The organism is Halomonas qinghailakensis, from assembly GCF_025820815.1.
Lineage (GTDB): Bacteria > Pseudomonadota > Gammaproteobacteria > Pseudomonadales > Halomonadaceae > Vreelandella > Vreelandella qaidamensis.
In genome coordinates this window covers 1,561,835-1,580,831 of the sequence record NZ_CP096973.1, presented here as the reverse complement: position 1 = coordinate 1,580,831, position 18,997 = coordinate 1,561,835, and the positions used below count along the sequence as shown (strand labels likewise).

General features: G+C 53.0%; 16 protein-coding genes. 4 read left to right on the top strand and 12 right to left on the bottom strand.

Going from position 1 to position 18,997, the window contains the following annotated elements; all coding sequences use genetic code 11:
* Window positions 1-33 precede the first annotated feature (33 nt).
* Window positions 34-357: a hypothetical protein gene (locus M0220_RS07460; protein WP_030074314.1), complete on the top strand. Its 324-nt coding sequence runs from the start codon at window positions 34-36 to the stop codon at window positions 355-357.
* Between the two features lie 5 nt (window positions 358-362).
* On the opposite strand, the gene M0220_RS07455 is transcribed toward M0220_RS07460, so the two are convergent.
* From M0220_RS07455 to tkt, 7 genes are all read right to left on the bottom strand, one after another.
* Window positions 363-707 (bottom strand): hypothetical protein, encoded by a 345-nt coding sequence (locus M0220_RS07455; RefSeq protein WP_030074315.1) that lies wholly within the window; start codon window positions 705-707, stop codon window positions 363-365.
* 120 nt (window positions 708-827) lie between these two features.
* Window positions 828-1,892, bottom strand: a complete 1,065-nt coding sequence (gene fba, locus M0220_RS07450) for a class II fructose-bisphosphate aldolase (protein ID WP_030074316.1) — start codon at window positions 1,890-1,892, stop codon at window positions 828-830.
* A gap of 82 nt (window positions 1,893-1,974) precedes the next feature.
* Complete coding sequence (locus M0220_RS07445; protein ID WP_264019046.1) at window positions 1,975-3,144, bottom strand: phosphoglycerate kinase; 1,170 nt, start codon at window positions 3,142-3,144, stop codon at window positions 1,975-1,977.
* A 54-nt stretch (window positions 3,145-3,198) separates the two neighbouring features.
* A complete protein-coding gene (locus M0220_RS07440) occupies window positions 3,199-4,242 on the bottom strand; it encodes a type I glyceraldehyde-3-phosphate dehydrogenase (RefSeq protein ID WP_264019045.1) in 1,044 nt (347 codons plus the stop codon).
* A gap of 45 nt (window positions 4,243-4,287) precedes the next feature.
* Window positions 4,288-5,007 carry an LrgB family protein gene (locus M0220_RS07435; RefSeq protein ID WP_030074319.1) on the bottom strand — a complete coding sequence of 240 codons (720 nt, stop codon included), beginning with the start codon at window positions 5,005-5,007 and terminating at the stop codon, window positions 4,288-4,290.
* On the bottom strand, window positions 4,997-5,350 hold the full coding sequence (locus M0220_RS07430) for a CidA/LrgA family protein (RefSeq protein ID WP_030074320.1): 354 nt from the start codon (window positions 5,348-5,350) through the stop codon (window positions 4,997-4,999). Before M0220_RS07430 ends, M0220_RS07435 begins: the two co-directional genes overlap by 11 nt.
* Window positions 5,351-5,383: 33 nt before the next feature.
* Entirely contained in the window at window positions 5,384-7,375 is a 1,992-nt protein-coding gene (gene tkt, locus M0220_RS07425; protein ID WP_030074321.1) for a transketolase, read from the bottom strand.
* Window positions 7,376-7,618: 243 nt separating this feature from the next.
* On the opposite strand from tkt, the gene metK reads away from it, so the two are divergent.
* Together metK and ligB are read left to right on the top strand one after the other, a co-directional pair.
* Entirely contained in the window at window positions 7,619-8,839 is a 1,221-nt protein-coding gene (metK, locus tag M0220_RS07420; RefSeq protein WP_264019044.1) for a methionine adenosyltransferase, read from the top strand.
* A 181-nt stretch (window positions 8,840-9,020) separates the two neighbouring features.
* Window positions 9,021-10,766, top strand: a complete 1,746-nt coding sequence (gene ligB, locus M0220_RS07415) for an NAD-dependent DNA ligase LigB (RefSeq protein WP_084180513.1) — start codon at window positions 9,021-9,023, stop codon at window positions 10,764-10,766.
* 5 nt (window positions 10,767-10,771) lie between these two features.
* Here the strand turns inward: ligB and M0220_RS07410 are convergent, their stop codons facing one another.
* Window positions 10,772-11,713 carry an AEC family transporter gene (locus M0220_RS07410; RefSeq protein ID WP_030074324.1) on the bottom strand — a complete coding sequence of 314 codons (942 nt, stop codon included), beginning with the start codon at window positions 11,711-11,713 and terminating at the stop codon, window positions 10,772-10,774.
* Window positions 11,714-11,910: 197 nt separating this feature from the next.
* Between M0220_RS07410 and metF the strand changes: the two genes are divergently transcribed.
* Window positions 11,911-12,753, top strand: a complete 843-nt coding sequence (gene metF, locus M0220_RS07405; protein ID WP_030074325.1) for a methylenetetrahydrofolate reductase [NAD(P)H] — start codon at window positions 11,911-11,913, stop codon at window positions 12,751-12,753.
* Between the two features lie 113 nt (window positions 12,754-12,866).
* Here the strand turns inward: metF and M0220_RS07400 are convergent, their stop codons facing one another.
* The 4 genes from M0220_RS07400 to prlC form a co-directional block, all read right to left on the bottom strand.
* Window positions 12,867-15,065 (bottom strand): TRAP transporter permease, encoded by a 2,199-nt coding sequence (locus M0220_RS07400; protein ID WP_030074326.1) that lies wholly within the window; start codon window positions 15,063-15,065, stop codon window positions 12,867-12,869.
* A gap of 97 nt (window positions 15,066-15,162) precedes the next feature.
* On the bottom strand, window positions 15,163-16,146 hold the full coding sequence (locus tag M0220_RS07395; protein WP_030074327.1) for a TAXI family TRAP transporter solute-binding subunit: 984 nt from the start codon (window positions 16,144-16,146) through the stop codon (window positions 15,163-15,165).
* 354 nt (window positions 16,147-16,500) lie between these two features.
* Window positions 16,501-16,752, bottom strand: coding sequence for a YheV family putative zinc ribbon protein (locus tag M0220_RS07390; RefSeq protein WP_030074328.1), 252 nt, complete (start codon window positions 16,750-16,752; stop codon window positions 16,501-16,503).
* A gap of 63 nt (window positions 16,753-16,815) precedes the next feature.
* Complete coding sequence (prlC, locus tag M0220_RS07385) at window positions 16,816-18,864, bottom strand: oligopeptidase A (RefSeq protein WP_264019043.1); 2,049 nt, start codon at window positions 18,862-18,864, stop codon at window positions 16,816-16,818.
* Window positions 18,865-18,997: the final 133 nt, after the last annotated feature.

Genomic DNA, 18,997 nt, shown 5'->3' with positions numbered 1-18,997 from the left:
AGCTGAGATAACCACAAAAAAAGGAGAGCCTTGATGCGATTTACACCTTGGGTGTTTTCAATTGCTTTTTGCACATCCCTACTGATGTCAGTGCAAGCACAAGCCGAAACGTCAGATTCAGATGATACGCAGCATGAGGCGTTAGATGACGCGGCATTAGAGGAAAAGTACGGTATTGAGGCAGGCGCACTTCAGCGCGATGAACCCGCTACCAACGACGCCGCGAACAACCGCGACGCTGAAAGTAACGATAGTGATGAAGAAGACACTGAGGGAGGCACTGGAGGCACCGGTAGTGCTGAAGATGCCATCGAAAACGGTGAGAGTGAGCAGAAGAGTAACAACGATAACGGCTAATACGATTAGCGTGATAAGCGTCGTGAATTAGCGCTGCTACGGCGGTGGTAGGGCTTCATGGCTTTTTGGCTAGTCACCCACCAAGGTGCATACTGACCGCTCATTGCATTTATTAATGTTTTTTGCATAACAAGGCCTGCTTCTGCGCTGGCCTCCATTTTTTCGCTCACCATACGTTGGTTTTCACGCATCATGGAGGGGCTAAAAAATGGCTGTGTTTGCCACATTTGTTGGCGCATAGCGATCGTAGTGAGCGAGGAACTCCATAGCTCAAATGCCATTAACCCCGCTTTCCATATATCAAACATGGCCAGTGGAGCCGCCGATGTCGTTATAGAAGAGTGCTTCATAGTGGGGTACCTGTTAGGAAATAGTTAGCTACGCTCCTCTAGTAATAGCACATATATGCTGCGTTGCAACAAAATAAGGCGGCCGATTAGGCCGCCTTATGGGTGCTACAAAAACGAAAGTTACTTCACTTTGGGGTCTAGCTCACCACGCTCGTAACGCTGGAACATAACTTCCAGGTTAATAGGTTTGATTTTACTCGCATTACCGGCGGTACCGAAGGCTTCATAGCGTGCAATGCATAGGTCACGCATGGCCGTCACGGTTTCTTTAAGGAATTTACGTGGGTCGAACTCTGAAGGGTTCTGAGCCATAAAGCGGCGTACTGCACCCGTAGAAGCAAGGCGTAAATCGGTGTCGATATTGACCTTGCGAACGCCGTGCTTAATGCCCTCAATGATCTCTTCGACCGGTACGCCGTAAGTTTCTGGAATTTGACCGCCATACTGGTTAATCACTTCCAGCCATTCCTGGGGCACAGATGAAGAGCCATGCATTACCAGGTGGGTATCGGGAATACGCGCATGAATTTCTTTAATGCGCTGAATTGAAAGCGTATCACCGGTGGGTGGCTTAGTGAATTTATAGGCACCGTGGCTGGTGCCAATGGCGATCGCTAGCGCATCGACGTGGGTCGCTTTGACAAATTCTGCGGCTTCTTCAGGATCGGTGAGCATCTGCTCCATATCCAGTTTGCCTTCGGCACCGATGCCGTCTTCCTCACCGGCCATGCCCGTTTCTAAGCTGCCCAGGCAGCCCAGCTCACCTTCTACAGAAACACCACAAGCATGTGCCATTTCCACGGCACGGCGGGTGACATCAACGTTGTAGTCGTAGTCCATTGGTGTTTTGCCATCTTCACCCAGTGAACCATCCATCATCACTGAGGAGAAGCCAAGCTGAATAGAGCGCTGACAAACGGCAGGACTAGTACCGTGGTCTTGATGCATCACGACAGGGATATGCGGGAATTCCTCTACGGCTGCCAAGATGAGATGGCGCAGAAAGGGTGCACCGGCATATTTGCGCGCGCCAGCAGAGGCTTGCACGATAACTGGCGAGTCGGTGGCGTCCGCTGCTTCCATAATGGCGCGCATCTGCTCAAGGTTATTAACGTTAAATGCTGGAATGCCGTAGCCATATTCGGCAGCGTGGTCGAGCATTTGGCGCATGCTAATCAAAGCCATGAGGTCACCTTATCTATATTGTCAAAATTGGGTTGTCTGTGTGAACGAGTGCAGTGAGCGTACTGGTTCACCTCGCTGGGTATTAACCGCGCTGCGCGGCCGCTTCTAAAGCAGCAACCGCAGGCAGCTGTTTGCCTTCAACGTATTCAAGAAATGCGCCACCGCCGGTCGAGATATAGGAAACGCGGTCAGCAATAGCGTATTTATCAATCGCCGCTAACGTATCACCGCCCCCAGCGATTGAGAAAGCGTTGCTGTCGGCAATGGCGAGGGAAAGTACTTCCGTTCCTTTGCCAAATTGATCAATCTCAAAGACGCCAACGGGGCCATTCCACAAAATAGTTCCTGCGTTTTTCAGCAGGCTAGCGAGATGGTTAGCGGTTTCGGGACCGATATCCAGGATCATTTCATCATCAGCGACTTGGTCAACTGGCTTGACGATGGCGTCAGCCGATTCAGAAAATTCGGTGGCGACGACGACGTCAGTGGGCAACGGAATGGCCACTTTGTCCATCAATGCTTTTGCCTGGCCGATTAAATCTGCTTCGTAGAGCGATTTGCCGACATTATAGCCTGCTGCCGCGATAAACGTATTGGCGATACCGCCACCGACAATGAGCTGATCGCATTTGTCAGAAAGGGCTGTGAGTACATCTAGCTTGGTAGATACTTTAGAGCCGCCGACAATTGCTGTCATAGGACGAGCAGGGGTCGCCAATGCTTTTTTAAGCGCCTCGAGCTCTTGGGCAAGCAGCGGGCCTGCACACGCCTGCGGGGCAAAGCGTGCAACGCCATGCGTAGAGGCCTGTGCACGGTGAGCGGTGCCAAAGGCATCCATTACAAAAACATCGCATAGTGCTGCATACTGCTTGGAAAGCTGTTCGTCGTCTTTTTTCTCACCACTGTTAAAACGCACGTTTTCTAACAGCACAATATCGCCGTTAGCTAACGTTGGTGCTGTATCGAGATAATCTTTGATTAAGGCAACGGGGTGGCCTAGTAATTCGGTTAAGCGCTCTGCGACAGGAGCTAGTGAAAATTCGTCAGCAGGCTCACCTTCAGTGGGGCGGCCTAAGTGGCTCATGAGCATCACTTTCGCACCTGCTTGAGCTGCTGCCTGAATGGTGGGCAGCGCCGCGCGAAGACGGGCGTCACTGGAAACACGGCCATGTTTGATTGGCACGTTAAGGTCTTCACGAATCAGTACACGCTGCCCTTCCAGGGGCAGGTCGGTCATTTTTTGCACGTTCATGTGAGCGGTTTCCTCGTGTTCAAGCAGATAAAAAGTCGTGGTACAGGCCCAGGCCTAGCGAGCATCGTTTGTGGAAAGCGATGCCAGCCGTTGGGTGATATCCAGCATACGATTGGCAAAGCCCCATTCATTGTCAAACCAGCACAGCAGCTTAATTAAGCGTGCTCCTGCGACCCGTGTTTGCGTGGCGTCTAGGATGCCAGAGCGGGGGTCATGATTAAAATCTATCGATGCCATGGGGGCTTCGGTATAGCCCAATACGCCAGCTAAGCGTTGCTGGCTGGCACTGCGTAGTAATTCGTTAACGTGCTCGGCGTGGGTATCGGTGCGAACCGTCAATGCTACATCCATCGCTGATACATTAATGGTAGGTACGCGCACGTGTAGGCATTCAAAGCGCCCTGCTAAGCTAGGCATCAAACGGCTTATACCAACAGCCAATCCTGTATCTACAGGGACAATTGATTGCATCGCCGAGCGTGTTAGACGCAGGTCTGTTTGATGGTAGGCATCAATGACCGGCTGATCGTTCATCGCTGAGTGGATGGTGGTGGTAACACCATGCTCAAGCCCTAAGGCTTCGTCTAGTACTGTCAGTAACGGCACCAGGCAGTTAGTGGTGCAGGAGGCTGCGGAAAGAATACGCTGGGAGAGCGCTAATTCATGCTCGTTGATGCCCCAGACAATGGTTGCATCCACATCGCTTTCTGCAGGTTGGGAAAACAGCAGCCGCTTAGCCCCTGCTGTTAAGTGCTGCTCAGCCGTTGCTCGGTCTTTAAAACTGCCAGAGCACTCCAACACTAGGTCAACGCCCAACGCTGCCCAGGGCAGCGCTTGCGGGTCGCGCTCACAAAGCACCTGGATTCGATGGCCATTAATCAGCAGCACTTCGCCATCATGATCCACCTCGCCCGGAAAACGACCATGGGTAGTGTCGTAGCGGGTAAGATAGGTGATGGTCGCAAGGTCAGAAAGCTCGTTGATAGCGACCACTTCAAGCTCAGGGAGGTTGCGTTCAACCAGGGCTCTTAGCACGCACTGACCAATGCGCCCGTAACCATTAATGGCAATACGATACTTTGAGGTTGCGTTAGCCATGTCGCGAAGCGGCTCTTAAGAAAATATGCGCGATGATAGCGTATTTCAGCTGGCGATGCTTATCAGCTGCCAGGCGAGTGGCAGTAGTAGCGCGGTAAAAATGCCCGTTAAGCTCATGCCCAGCGAGGCAAAAGCGCCCGCCGTCGGGCTTAGTTCAAAGGCACGCACAGTGCCAATAGCATGGCCATTAAGCCCCAGTGCGAAACCGATAATGCGCTCATCGTCTATTTTTAATAGCCGAGCCGAAATGCTAACGAAGGGGATGGTGATCACGCCAGTCACCAGCAAGGCGCCCATTAGCAGCGCCACGCTGCCACCTAGCTGTTCGGTAATGCCGATAGCGATGGGCGCGGTGACTGACTTAGCGGCAAGTGACGCCAAAATGGAAGGGCTGGCACCGAGCAACCACGCTATCGCCAAGGCATAGCAAGCGGCAAGCGACGCCGCTATCGGTAGGCAAAGCGTCAGCGGTCGCCATAGTTCGCGGATGCGCGGCAACTGTTGGTAAAGTGGCATACCTAAGGCAACCGTGGCCGGTCCCAATAAGATGGTTAGCCAAGCAGCGCCCTGTTGGTAAGTGTCGTAGGGTAAACCCAGCGCGGCTAGCGCGCCTGCCAGCAGCAGTGCGGCAATTAATATTGCCGGTAACCAGGAGGGATTGCGCAGACGTTTAAACAGCGCGCTGCCGAGCAAGTATGCCGCCAGTGTTAAGGCAACGGCAAAGAGCGGCGTTATGGTTAAAGTAGACAGCAAATTAGTGAGCATGGGAGCGTCCAATTAACCGCTTTAACACCCACAGCGTGGTGATAACACTTAGCAGTGTGCCCAATAGTAAGGCAAACAAAATAGCGAACCACTGGCCTGCCAACTCATCCAGAATAAAAAACACACCGACAACGCCGGGCATAATCAGCATGGCGAGAAGCGCAATAAGCGGTTGGGCAGCAGCGGCTAAACTTGAAGGCACACGTCCAAGAACGGTAAGGGTGGCGCATAGCAACAGCATACCAACCACCCCTGAAGAAAAAGGTAGGCCGGAGAAGTGGACCACCACTTCTCCGATTAACCAGTAGCTAATTAGCCATAGCAGACCATTTAGCGCGGGCATGGCAAAGCCCGCACTAGATCAGTCTGCGTGGCGTTAGCCCAACAGCTCATTAGCCTGTTTAACAATATTTTCAACCGTAAAGCCGAAATGTTTAAACAGCTCGCCAGCCGGTGCCGATTCGCCATAGGTGGTCATGCCGATAACACGACCATCTAAACCAACGTACTTATACCAGTAGTCGGCGTGACCCGCTTCGATTGCAATCCGTTTGGTGACTGCCTTAGGCAGTACACTTTCACGGTATTCCGCATCCTGGCCGTTAAAGCGGTAGGTTGACGGCATGGAAACCACGCGCACCGCTTTACCCTGCTGTTCCAGTTCTGCTGCTGCGTCCATGGCAAGTGATACTTCAGAGCCAGTGGCAATCAAGATCAGCTCGGGCGTGCCGTCGCTGTCTTTCAAAACGTAACCGCCGCACTGAATAGCAGCTAACTGCGCCTTGGTGCGTTGCTGGTGAGGCAGGTTCTGGCGCGAGAGCACCAACGCGGTGGGGCCAGAGTGGCGTTTCACTGCGGCATCCCAGGAAGCCGCAGTTTCAACGGCGTCACAGGGGCGCCATGTGTTCAGGTTAGGCGTTGTCCGCAGGCTGGTCAGCTGCTCAATCGGCTGGTGGGTGGGACCATCTTCGCCCAGGCCAATAGAGTCATGGGTAAATACGTAAATGGCTTGCTGGCCCATCAGTGCTGCCATACGCACGGCGTTACGCATGTATTCCATGAAAATCAGGAAAGTCGCGCCATAAGGAACGAAACCACCGTGAAGGGCGATACCATTCATCACCGCGCCCATGCCAAACTCACGTACCCCGTAGTGCAGGTAGTTGCCGCTAGCGTCTTCCGGAGTAATTGCTTTGGCGCCCTTCCAGAAGGTCAAGTTAGACGGCGCAAGATCAGCGCTACCGCCGAGCAGCTCGGGCATTTGCGGGCCGATAACATTTAACGCTTCAAAAGAGGCCTTGCGCGAGGCAATGCTTTCACCTTTCTCTTGAGCCTGCTCAATAAGAGCGGCGGTAGAAAGTTCTGCCGGTAGCTGCGCCTTCATGCGGCGTTCAAACTCTTTAGCTTCGCCTGGGTATGCTTCGGCATAACGGGCGAAGCGGGTATCCCACTCTTGCTGGCGGGTTTTGCCAGCGTTACGGGCATCCCAAGCAGAATAAATGGGCTCAGGGATATGGAACGGTGCGTGTTCCCAGCCGAGTTGCTTACGGGCGAGGGCAACTTCGTCGTCACCTAATGGTGCGCCGTGAGCCTCTTCTTTACCTTGTTTATTTGGTGCGCCAAAGCCAATGATAGTTTTGCAGATAATTAGGCTAGGTTTATCGCTGTGGCTCTTAGCTAATTCAATGGCCGCTTTGATCTCTTCCGGTTTATGGCCGTCGACGTTCGGCACCACGTGCCAGCCGTACGCTTCAAAGCGCTTGGCGGTGTCGTCGGTGAACCAGCCTTCAACCTCACCATCAATAGAGATGCCGTTGTCGTCATACAGGGCAATCAGCTTGCCAAGCTGCTGTGTACCCGCCAGCGACGCGGCTTCATGGGAAATGCCTTCCATCAAGCAGCCGTCACCCAGGAAGCACCAAGTGTGATGATCAACAATGGTGTGGCCAGGGCGGTTAAACTGCGCAGCTAGCGTTTTTTCAGCAATCGCAAAACCAACGGCGTTAGCAAAACCTTGGCCCAGTGGACCGGTAGTCGTTTCAATGCCAGGGGCGTAGCCAAATTCCGGATGACCAGCGGTGGGCGAGTGCAGCTGACGGAAGTTTTGCAGCTGTTCCAGGCTTAATTCATAGCCGCTTAGGTGCAGCAGAGAATAAAGCAGCATTGAACCGTGGCCATTAGACAACACGAACCGGTCGCGATCGGCCCACTTAGGGTCTTCGGGGTTGTGCTTGAGGTAGTCATTCCACAGCACCTCGGCAATATCAGCCATGCCCATGGGCGCGCCAGGGTGGCCAGATTTGGCCTTCTGAACAGCATCCATGGAAAGGGCGCGAATGGCATTGGCCAGCTCAAAACGGGACGGCATGGGGGTGCTCCTCGCCTGAAAACGGAAATAATAAAGGTGCTATTGTCGCTGACTTCCCCGGCGGCGGCAAATTCTGGGGTCACGTTCTGGGAAGAATCCCCAACAGCGTGTAGACTCTGCCTCCCGAAGTGGTCGCCAAAACAAGTAGCACCGCTTCTTTATATGGGCAGGGAACCTCCTGCCGTGATTTCCTGCTGATGCTGCGGTCACTATGCAGCCGTCATACAGAGGGTCGAGTGCGCGATGAGCGAATATTCCCTGTTTACCTCCGAGTCTGTCTCGGAAGGCCATCCCGATAAGATTGCCGACCAGATTTCTGACGCGGTTCTAGATGCCATTATCGCCCGAGATAAACAGGCCCGCGTTGCCTGTGAAACCATGGTGAAAACGGGCGTTGCCATTATTGCCGGTGAGATCACCACCTCTGCGTGGGTTGATCTGGAAGCGCTGGTGCGTGATGTGATCACCGATATTGGTTACACCTCGTCTCACGTCGGCTTTGATGGCGCAACCTGTGGGGTAATCAACCTGATCGGCAAGCAGAGCGTTGATATCGCTCAGGGCGTTGACCGTACCAAGCCCGAAGACCAGGGCGCTGGCGACCAGGGGTTGATGTTTGGCTACGCAACCAACGAAACCGACTCGTTCATGCCCGCGCCGATTCACTACTCGCACCGTTTGGTTGAGCGTCAGGCCGAGCTGCGCAAAAACGGTCTGTTGCCGTGGCTGCGCCCGGACGCTAAGAGCCAGGTTACCTTCCGGTATAATGCCGAAGGTCAGCCATGTGGCGTAGATGCCGTCGTGCTGTCTACCCAGCATGACCCAGAAATCGCTCAAGATGATCTGCGTAAAATGGTCAAGCGGGAGATCGTCGAGCAGGTGATTCCCGCTGAATGGCTTGATGAAAATACCCAGTACCACATTAACCCAACCGGTAAATTTGTTATTGGTGGCCCGGTGGGCGATTGTGGCCTAACAGGGCGTAAAATTATCGTCGATACCTACGGCGGTATGGCGCGTCATGGTGGCGGTGCTTTCTCGGGCAAAGACCCCTCTAAGGTTGACCGCAGCGCCGCTTACGCTGGCCGGTACGTGGCTAAAAACGTGGTGGCTTCAGGGCTTGCCGACAAGTGTGAAATTCAGGTTTCTTACGCCATCGGTGTTGCCGAGCCGACGTCGGTATCCATCGATACCTTTGGCACCGGTAAAATCGACGATACGAAAATCGTTGATTTAGTGCGCCAGCATTTTGATCTGCGTCCTTACGCGATTACCAAAATGCTCGACTTGTTACATCCTATGTACCGCCTTACGGCTGCCTATGGTCACTTCGGTCGTGCGCCATTTGAGCACAGCTACCACTGGACAGACGACAAAGGTCAAGTGCATACCGAAACCTTTACCGCCTTCCCATGGGAAAAAACCGACAAAGCCGACGCCCTGCGCCAGGCTGCTGGCCTATAAAAAGATATCTGACTGCCTTATATGCAGTTAAGACCGTGCCCTTTGGCCAATGCCAAGGGGCTTTTTTTTACGTTGAATGTTTATTTTCAGTCATGCGCTAAGGTCACTCTTCTCATCTGGCGTCTTGTTTAGTCGCCGCTAGTTAAAAGGAAAGCGCTATCACAAGGTGCTGAGAGGGCGTATGGATACCAACAGAAAAGCATGCAGACGATGGTTATTGATCACTGCTTTATTGAGACTCGTATTGGGAAGAGCAACGTTATTAAGCGTAGTGTTATTAAGTGCGGGCTTACTGAGTGTCACCTTATCCGCACAGGCCAGTGCGTGTCCTGATTGGCCCCGTGCACAGCTGGTGCAAGAGAGCCAAGCGTTAAGCGAGCGCATTGCACGTTGGGACAGTGCCTATCACGATCAGGGCGAATCGCTAATTGACGATGAGTTATACGATCAAGCAGTCGCTCGGTTAGCCAACTGGCAAGTCTGCCTGGGTGAAATGGCCCGGCAGCGACCACTAACCAGAGTAACCCGTAGCGATGGCACCTTAGATCACCCTGTCGCGCAAACGGGCTTAAATAAAGCCGATGATGACGGCGTGCGACGCTTTATCAGCCGCCGAGACGATCTTTGGATTCAGCCCAAGGTTGATGGTGTCGCGATAACGCTGCGCTACGAAGAAGGCGTGTTGGTCGAAGCGGTTAGCCGCGGTGATGGCGAGCGCGGGCAGAACTGGACGGCTCGTGTACAGCAGCTTCCTGCTGTGCCGAATAGGCTACCAACGCCGCTCTCAGCCGTATTCCAAGGTGAGCTTTACTGGACATTGGATAGCCATATTCAGTCACAGACTCCTTCCTCTGGCGCGCGGGGCGCTGTTGCTGGTGCTATGGCGCAGGCGTCGCCTACGCGCCAAACCCTTGTGCAAGTTGGGCTGTTTGTGTGGGATTGGCCTGATGGCCCCGCTGAGATGAGTGAAAGACTGAGTCACTTGACCGCATTAGGCTTTGATACCGCTGATTACACCCATCCGATTAATGACCGGCATGATGCTGCCGACTGGCGCGATAGATGGTTTAACGGGCCTCTGCCATTCGCCACCGACGGGGTGGTATTGAAACAGGCCAGACGCCCTGGCGTGCAGCGCTGGACTTCATCGCCACCGGAGTGGGCCGTGGCGTGGAAGTACCCTGCTCAGCAGGCGTTAGTTCAGGTGCGCGGCGTCGAGTTTCGCGTTGGCCGAACAGGGCGGGTGACCCCATTACTGTGGCTTTACCCAGTGACAATAGAAGGGCGACGCATCAGCCGTGTGTCGCTTGGGTCTTTGGAACGTTGGGAAGCGTGGGACGTGCGCCCGGGAGATCACGTCGCCATAACATTGGCAGGACTTACTATCCCCCAAGTAACAGAAGTGGTGTGGCAAACCCGTGAGCGGGCGCCGCTTGGTGTGCCCTCCCCAGAGCGCTATCACCTATTAAGTTGCTTTACGCTCACCACAGACTGCGACGCGCAGCTGCTGGCGCGGCTTAGTTTTTTAAGTGACCAGTTAACTATGCAGGGCGTTGGGGAAGGTACCTGGCAAGCGCTTATGGAGGCAGGTGTTGTGACTGAACTTCTGGGCTGGCTGGCAGCCACGCCGGAACAGCTTCAGCGGGCACACGGCGTGGGCGACGTTCGTGCAGTAGCGCTTGCTGCCCAGTTTGAGGCTGCAAAGACGGCCTCCTATGCTCAATGGTTAACGGCGCTGGGAGTGCCGCCTGGTGGCAGCGCTCAGCTAGGGGAGTGGGATACTTTGGCAGGCTATACACACACCGATTGGCAGGCTGAACCCGGCGTTGGTCCTCTACGTGCTGACGCGCTGGTGGCATTTTTCAGCCATCCAGACGTGCAGCGGTTGGCTGCTCAGCTTAAACAGGCGGGTGTCGAGGGCTTTTAACTTAATTAGAAGCTTCCAAGCCCGGTAAGGCGCAGCATGACGTGCAGATAGAAAGGAATTAGCAGAGGCGCTAGTAGCGTGGTGGTAAGCACCGCCAGTGCTCCTTTCTGGGGCTGAATGCCCAGCTCCATCGCCACGACCACCACGTTAGAGGCCATAGGCACCACGCCTAGCAGTAGCAATGCCATACCGAGTTCTGGCGTAAGCGTCCCTAGGGATTGAAGTAATAGAACGGCGATTAGCATCACTAACGGCCAAAGTAGATACCGTAAGCCCACGCAGGTGGCAACAAAGCGGGAGTCCCAGGCAGCTAGCGTTACTTGGCTAAGCGTCATGCCAATAATCATCATGCCTAGCAGGGTGTAAGTGGCGGGGAAAACCTCAAGCGAGTTCATCAGGGCGCTGGGAAGGGTCACGTCGAGTGCGCTCAGTAGCAGTGCAGACAAAAACGCATAAATCAGTGGCAGTCGAGAAATTTTGATTAGACTTTGGCGCACGGAAAAGTGGCCGCGGGCACTCAAGTAAAATCCCACCGTAAACTCGTAGAGATTAATTCCCAGCATGCAGAACAGATACAGCGTGACACCCTCTGGTGGCAGTAAAATCAGCGCCACGGGCAGACCAAAGTAACCGGTGTTGCCTGTTCCAGAGGAGAACGCTAACAGCGCCCCTTCCTGAGGCCCAAAGCGGTGTTGTGTAAACCAGCGGACAGCCAGCGCCATAGCACTCACTAGGATGAACAGCGCCAGCGTTAACAGCAGATAACCCGCCGTGGGGCCACCGTTCATCAATGCGCGGAAAATGGTCAGCGGTGCAATCAAGTACACTAGTAGCGTGGCGATGGGACGCGGGTCGATCGTTAAACGTCGTGCAGCGATCCACCCCAACCCTACAAACCCTAATAACATTACTAGTGGCCCCATTAAGGCGCTTGGTGCTAAATCCATTTCTGAATCCTAATCGTTAGATGATGACGCTGTTATTTAAATAGCCCAGTAGTTGCCTAAGTAACCCAGTAGTTTTGTAAATAGCTAACATGAGCCGAATTAAAGGCCGATCGTGAAATCTTTCATTAGCTCCAACGCGGTAGAAAGAGGAGAATAACTTAAATTATCACGATGTTAACGCTTTGCGAGGAAGTCCCATGAGCAGTCAAGAGCACCCGTTAGGTATTAGCTTTGAATTTTTCCCGCCCAATACCGATGCAGGAAAAGAGAAGTTAATACACGTACGCGATGAACTGGCCGCTCGAAAGCCGCGCTTTTTCTCGGTCACTTATGGTGCCGGTGGTTCTACCCAAGCGCGTACACGCGATATCGTGCGCACCGTTAGCCAGAGCGGAATCACTACCGCGCCACACCTTTCCTGCATTGGCAGTGAAAAAGCCCAGCTGCGCGACCTGCTGGCGCAGTACCGTGAAGAGGGCGTAGACAGCTTAGTGGCGCTACGTGGGGACATGCCATCAGGCATGGCAAGCATCGGCGAACTGCGTTACGCCAATGAGCTCGTTGAGTTTATCCGTACAGAGACAGGCGACCATTTTGAAATCGCGGTAGCTGCCTACCCAGAGTCTCATCCACAGGCACCGAGCCTTGATAAGGATATGGAAAACTTTGCTCGTAAGATGAAGGCTGGCGCCAATATGGCAATTACTCAGTACTTCTTCACTGCAGATGCTTACTTTCACTTTGTTGAAAAAGCACGGGCGCTCGGTGTGGAGCAGCCGATTATTCCAGGCATTATGCCGATTACTAACTACACCAAATTGGCGCGTTTTTCAGACGCTTGCGGCGCAGAAATTCCCCGTTGGATTCGTAAGCAGCTAGAAGCCTATGGTGATGACAGCGAAGCTATTGCCGCCTTTGGTACGGAGGTTGTTAGTCGTTTGTGTGAGCGGTTACTTGATGGTGGTGCGCCGGGCTTACACTTTTACACACTCAACCAGGCAGCACCGGTGCTAAAAATTGTTGATAACCTGAGAGGCTAGTGTTCTCTTAAAGAAATTGGCCTGGTGAACAAGAAGAACGCCCACTCGATAGCACTCGAGCGGGCGTTTTTGTTGGGCTTAACTGCTAATGGTTAAGTGAAAAGCGGGCGCCGTTACGTGGCACTGGGTGTCGCCTTATTGCCATACTGCTTACGCTGCATAATGAACAGCGCTCCGCCAATGGCCAGGCCAGCAATATCACTGTAGATGCCGCCGTAAATCATGAACATAGCGCCAACCAGCATAACCACACGCTGCAAGGTGTTTACCGGCCCAAAGAACCATGCTTGCACCATGCCTGAAAGCAAGATGATCCCTAGTGTTGCGGTCACACCGACACGAAGTATCTGCATTGCAGAACCTTCCATCAGCATGGCTGGGCTGTAGAAGAACATAAACGGCACGATAAACGCAGCAAGACCAATTTTGAACGAAGCGACCGATGTACCCATGGGGTTATCCCCAGAAATACCGGCGGCGGCGTAAGAGGCTAACGCCACTGGCGGCGTAATAGCGGATACAACCGCAAAATAGAACACGAAGAAGTGTGCTACGAGAGGCTCGATGCCAATATTGATAAGGCCGGGAGCCACTACTGATGCGGCTACCGCGTACGCTGCCGTCGTAGGCATACCCATGCCAAGCAGAATACTGATCAACATCGCAAAGACCAATGCCAATAATTGGCTAACTCCGGCAAGGCCTAACAGCAGTGAAGAGAAACGCGCGCCAACACCAGTCAGTGAAATGACACCAACAATGAGGCCCGCACAAGCACATACGGCGATGATCTGAATCGACATAGTGCCCGCTAGTTGGAGTGCGCGCAAAATAGCCCGGATGCCCATTTTATTGGGCGAGATCCAGCTGACAACTGCCGCTGAGGCTGTCGCTAGTGTACCGGCACGAATGACGGAGTAGCCCATAAAGAGAGCGACAATAAGAATGATAATAGGCGCAAATAGGTAGACTTGTTTAACCAATTTAGAGAATAGCGGAATTTCATCTTTACGCATGCCGCGCATGCCTTTACGTGCCGCTTCAAAATCCACCATAAAGTAGATAGAAGCAAAGTAAAGTATAGCCGGAATGACGGCTGCAATCGCAATTTCTGTATAAGGAATGCCCGTCACTTCCGCCATAATAAAGGCGCCCGCACCCATAATCGGCGGCATAATCTGCCCACCGGTAGATGCTGCTGCTTCAATAGCGCCAGCGCTACGCGCGGGGTAGCCTACTTTCTTCATTAGGGGGATGGTTAGCGAGCCAGTCGATACCACGTTACCCGCTGAGGTGCCGTTGATCATTCCCATCAAGCCAGAAGCAAAAATAGATACTTTCGCCGGGCCGCCACGGGCACGGCCAGCGGCTGCAAACGCAAAGTTGACGAAGTAATCACCTACTTTAGAAGCCTGTAAAAACGCCGCAAAAATAATAAACAAAATGATATAGGTGGATGACACCGCTGTTGTTGGGCCAAGAATGCCCGCATCGGTATAGACCTGACTAAAGAAGCGTTGAACAGACAGGCCTGGGTAGCCTAAAAATCCAGGTAAATACTGACCAGCAAAGACATAAACCAAGAAAACCGCTGAAATAACCACCAATGCTAAACCCGCTACGCGACGAGTAAGCTCTAGAATCAGCAGTGACCCCGCAATGGCCGCCCAGGAAATGCCGGGAGGAGCAAACGAAGTGCCTGTCGACATACGCATATTGGTATTAAAGGCCATTAATAAGTAAGCAGCGCTGGCGATAGCGCAGACCATTAGCACGAGGTCCGCAGGATTAAAGCGGTGGCGCGCCTGTCGATAGAACCAAGAAAGGACAATGGCAATTGCCGTGGTGGCAATGAGGGGATAGCCGTAATGCAGTGTCTCAATACTTGGATCGATGCGCATGGCACCGCCATTGAGGGTCTGCTGCATTAAAAATACGTGAACAAGTGAGTAAAGGGCAGGAGCGAGAAGTGCATAGCTGACCCATTTTAGCCAGGCAGGGGAAGCTTGCTGATCATCTTCAGCAAAGCGGGCACCGGCAAACAATCCGTAACCTAAAATTAGCGCACCCGCAATATGCACGATACGAAAAGACCAGGTTTCCATCGGGTACACATTGAGCGAAATCAGGTGGAAGCCTGAATAACCAATCGCCAGTGCGGCAAATAAAAAGAACTGCCAACCAACAAACAAGCGGCGATTGGATTCGAAAACTTCTTCATCGACACCCTCGGCGATTGACTCAGGTATCGATGAAGCAGTTTGGGCATCATCCTTGAGGCCGTTGGGGTCTTGATCGGTATTGTGACTCATTAGAGGTCACCCTCACAGCAAAAGCAGAAAAGAGGCGGTAGCGAACGCTGCCCCGTCCGGCCAGCGGAAAACGGGGCAGCGTAAGAAGGTGCTTGGCTTAGTTGATCATGTCATCAGCGATGTCGTAGCCATTCTCTTCGTACCAGCGTGCAGCGCCCGGATGGAAGGGCAGCACGTTGTTGTGGACGATATTTTCCGGAATGGTAGTTTCAGCACTACGGTGAACAGAGCGCATACGCTCATTGTTTTCCATTGTGGCTTTGGTGACTTCGTAGATAAAGTCTTCCGGCAGATCACAGCCTGCAATGGCGAAGTTCCACATAGACACAGCGCGTGCATCTTCTTCAAGCGTTGTGTAGGTGCTAGCCGGGATGGTGAACTCTGCAACCGGGAAGCTTTCTAGCACAGTGGCCATTTCTTCTTCGGTAAACTCGATGATATTCACATCGGTCTGTACTTCGAGTTGGCTAACGGCTGGGATCGGGATGCCCGCTGCGAAGGCGATAACATCCAGAAGACCGTCCTGTAGCTGGCCACCTAGGTCAGACCAACCGCCGTTACGGCGATCAAATTCTACGCCCAATGTTTCGAGAATAGCGGGGAAATAGGTGTCTGATGTGGAAGCTGCTGGGCCGAAACCGATACGTGCACCTGCAGGAATATCAGAGATGGATTCAATACCGGAGCTTGACAGTGCCGCAATGGAGAACGGTGTTTCATACATGGGGAACAGTGCACAAACATTGTCCATTTTCAGGCCAGGTGCCAGCGGGCTTTCCCCTTTAACAGCGTCGGAAGCGGGACCCATCGTCGTTAGGCCAAAGGCCATATCACCACTGTGTACGAGCGCTAAGTTTTGAGTCGGGCCACCGGTGACTTCGCCACCGCCTGACACATCCAGCTCATCAGCAATAAAGTTAGCCCAGCCTGAGCCATAAACGAAGTAGGTGCCGCCTTGGCTTGCGGTACCTACCGTGAAATTATTAGGCCAGTCGGAGCGGTCTGCATGGGCAGTTCCTGCGGCAAGCAAAGCACTACCGGCAACAAGAAGTGCGATAGTTTTAGGCATCGTATTGCGCATGGCGAGATTTCCTAAGCTGTTATTGGGATTATCGTCTGGCATGTATCAGTTCTGCCAGTGGCTTTATCGTTAAGCAGCTTATATAGAGCGATAGTCATGCCAGTTGAAAGCCTGGTTTTTAAAATCAGTAGCTTAAAATTTTCTTATTCAACTTTGGTTGAAATAGGAATAGCACGAAGTGTCTGGGGTTTCGCACACTGCTTGCTATTTGATGTGTGGTTTTTCGCACACTTTGAGGAGTGAGGAGTGAGGAGTGAGGAGTGAGGAGTGAGGAGTGAGGAGTGAGGAGTTGAAGGCCTCCAACGTGGTGGAGGCTTAAATTAAAAGCGATGGCATAATGCTTAGGATAGGGGGTTAACGTTTAGGTTTGCCGGGGTCGAGAATGCGTACTGGTTGCACATCTTGCGTTTTTTGCTCTTCGCGTACTTGATTAACGCGGGTAGTCAACTCTGATGCCGACTCATCTTCAATCGGCAACTGCTCGAAAAAGTCGCAGTTAACGCATTCCCGGTAACGAATGCTGTTTTGCTCCCAGGCGCGAATTCGATCCATGGCTGCGCAGCGTGGGCAGGTTACTCCAGCAATAAAGCGTTTCACACTCGACATGAGAGGCTCCAACGGTGCGGCAGCCGATAAAGATACCGCACTTAGTGATGGTGAAAATAAACGTCAGGCTGCGCGGATACCGCTATGGCGCAGCAATGGCTCTACGCTTGGTTCACGGCCTCGGAAAGCGCGAAATAGCTCCGCTGCATCCCTCACGCCACCTGGCTCCAGGATCTCTTCGCGGAAGCGTTGACCAGTGATGGGGTCAAAAATACCAGCTTCTTCAAACGCGCTCCATGCATCAGCAGAGAGCACTTCCGCCCATTTGTAGCTGTAATAGCCCGCCGCATAGCCACCCGCAAAAATATGGCTAAAGCTATTCTGGAAGCGGTTAAAGTCAACCGTCGGCACGACAGAGGTATGGCTACGTACGTCATCTAGTAGCGTTTGAACATCACTGGCGCTGGGCGCTTCCAGCTCATGGTGCAGGCGCAAATCGAATAATGAAAACTCTATTTGGCGCACCATTCCCATGGCTGATTGGAAGTTTTTGGCAGCCTGTAAACGCTCTAGCAGATCAGCGGGCAGAGGCTCGTCAGTATCGACATGCTTGGCGAGCAGGTCTAGTCCTTCGCGTTCCCAGCAGTAGTTCTCCATGAATTGGCTGGGCAGTTCAACGGCGTCCCAAGCAACGCCGTTAATACCAGAGATATCGGCGATATCCTGTTTGGTTAGCATGTGATGCAAACCGTGACCGAACTCATGAAACAGCGTGGTGACTTCATCATGTGTCAGTAGGGCGGGTTTATCGCCAACTGGGGCGGTGAAATTACAGGTTAGAAATGCTACTGGCAGCTGAAGGCCATTCTCAGTTTGGCGGCGTACGCGGCAATCAGCCATCCACGCACCACCACGTTTGCTTTCGCGAGCGTAAAGGTCCAAGTAGAAACCAGCGATCGGCTTTCCCTGTTCAGTAATACGGAAGTACTGAACATCGTTGTGATAGCTAGGCGCCTTAAGGTCTGCCTCGATTCGAACGCAATACAGGCGCTCTACGACTTGAAACAGTCCATCCACCACCCGTGGCGCAGAGAAGTAAGGGCGAAGCTGCTCTTGTGAGATGGAGTGACGCGCCTCGCGCAGTTTTTCGCTGGCATAGGCCACATCCCACGGCTCAAGCGTTTCAATCCCTAATTCTTCGCGGGCATAGCCGCTGAGCTCTGCGACTTCTTCCTTGGCCTGCGGGACGGCGCGGCGAGCGAGGTCATTCAGAAACTCAAGCACCTGTTCGGGAGAGTCGGCCATCTTCGTCGTGAGCGAATAATCAGCGTAGGTAGGAAAGCCGAGTAAATGAGCAAGCTCTTGGCGAAGTGCCAGTATCTCTTCAAGAACGGGAGCATTGTCGAACTTCCCCGTATCTGGGCCTTGATCGGAAGCACGGGTGACAAACGCGGTATATACCTCACGCCGCAATTCTCGGTTATCAGCGTAACTAATAATCGGGAAAAAACTTGGGAAATCGAGAGTAATGCGGTAGCCATCGACACCTTTAGCTTGGGCGTTTGCTTTCAGCGTATCGAGCGCACTTTCCGGCACACCGGCAAGTTCATCAAGATGACCAATATCCTTATGCCATGCTTGTGTAGCATCGAGCACGTTGTTAGAAAACTGGTTGGATAAGGTTGATAGGCGTGCTTGGATCTCACCGTAGCGGGTCTTTTTGTCAGCGGGCAAATCGACGCCGGCCAGACGAAAATCGCGCAAAGCGTTATCTACTGTGCGCTGCTGAGCAGGGGTTAGCTGCGTCCATCTATCTTTCTGCTTAAGTGCCTGCCAGCCATTAAAAAGGCCTTCGTGCTGTCCCATCCAAGTGCTAAACGCTGAGAGCTTTTCTAAACATGCCTGATAGGCTTCCCGCAGTTCGGGGGTGTTCATCGTGCCGTTAAGATGTGAGATAGGCGACCACGCCTGAGAAAGACGATCATTAACAGCCTCTAGCGGCGCAGCAAAGTTATCCCAACGTGGTGGCGCTGTAGCGGCCTGTTGAGCGAGTCGGTCGATGACTTCCCGGCTTTCATTTAGCAGCGCTTCCACCGCAGGCACGACGTGTTCGGCGCGAATGTCAGTGAAAGGGGGAAGCTCATGCGGCTCTAGCAACGGATTGCGGGACATAGGCACCTCGTAGGCATTAATTTTTAACTCGTAACGTTTTTAAATACGTTAGTGGCGCATAAAAACGCAATAATAATGACACAGTGCGGGCGGTGGGGCTGCGTTTCAATGTCTAAGCTTAATAGTGTGTCTT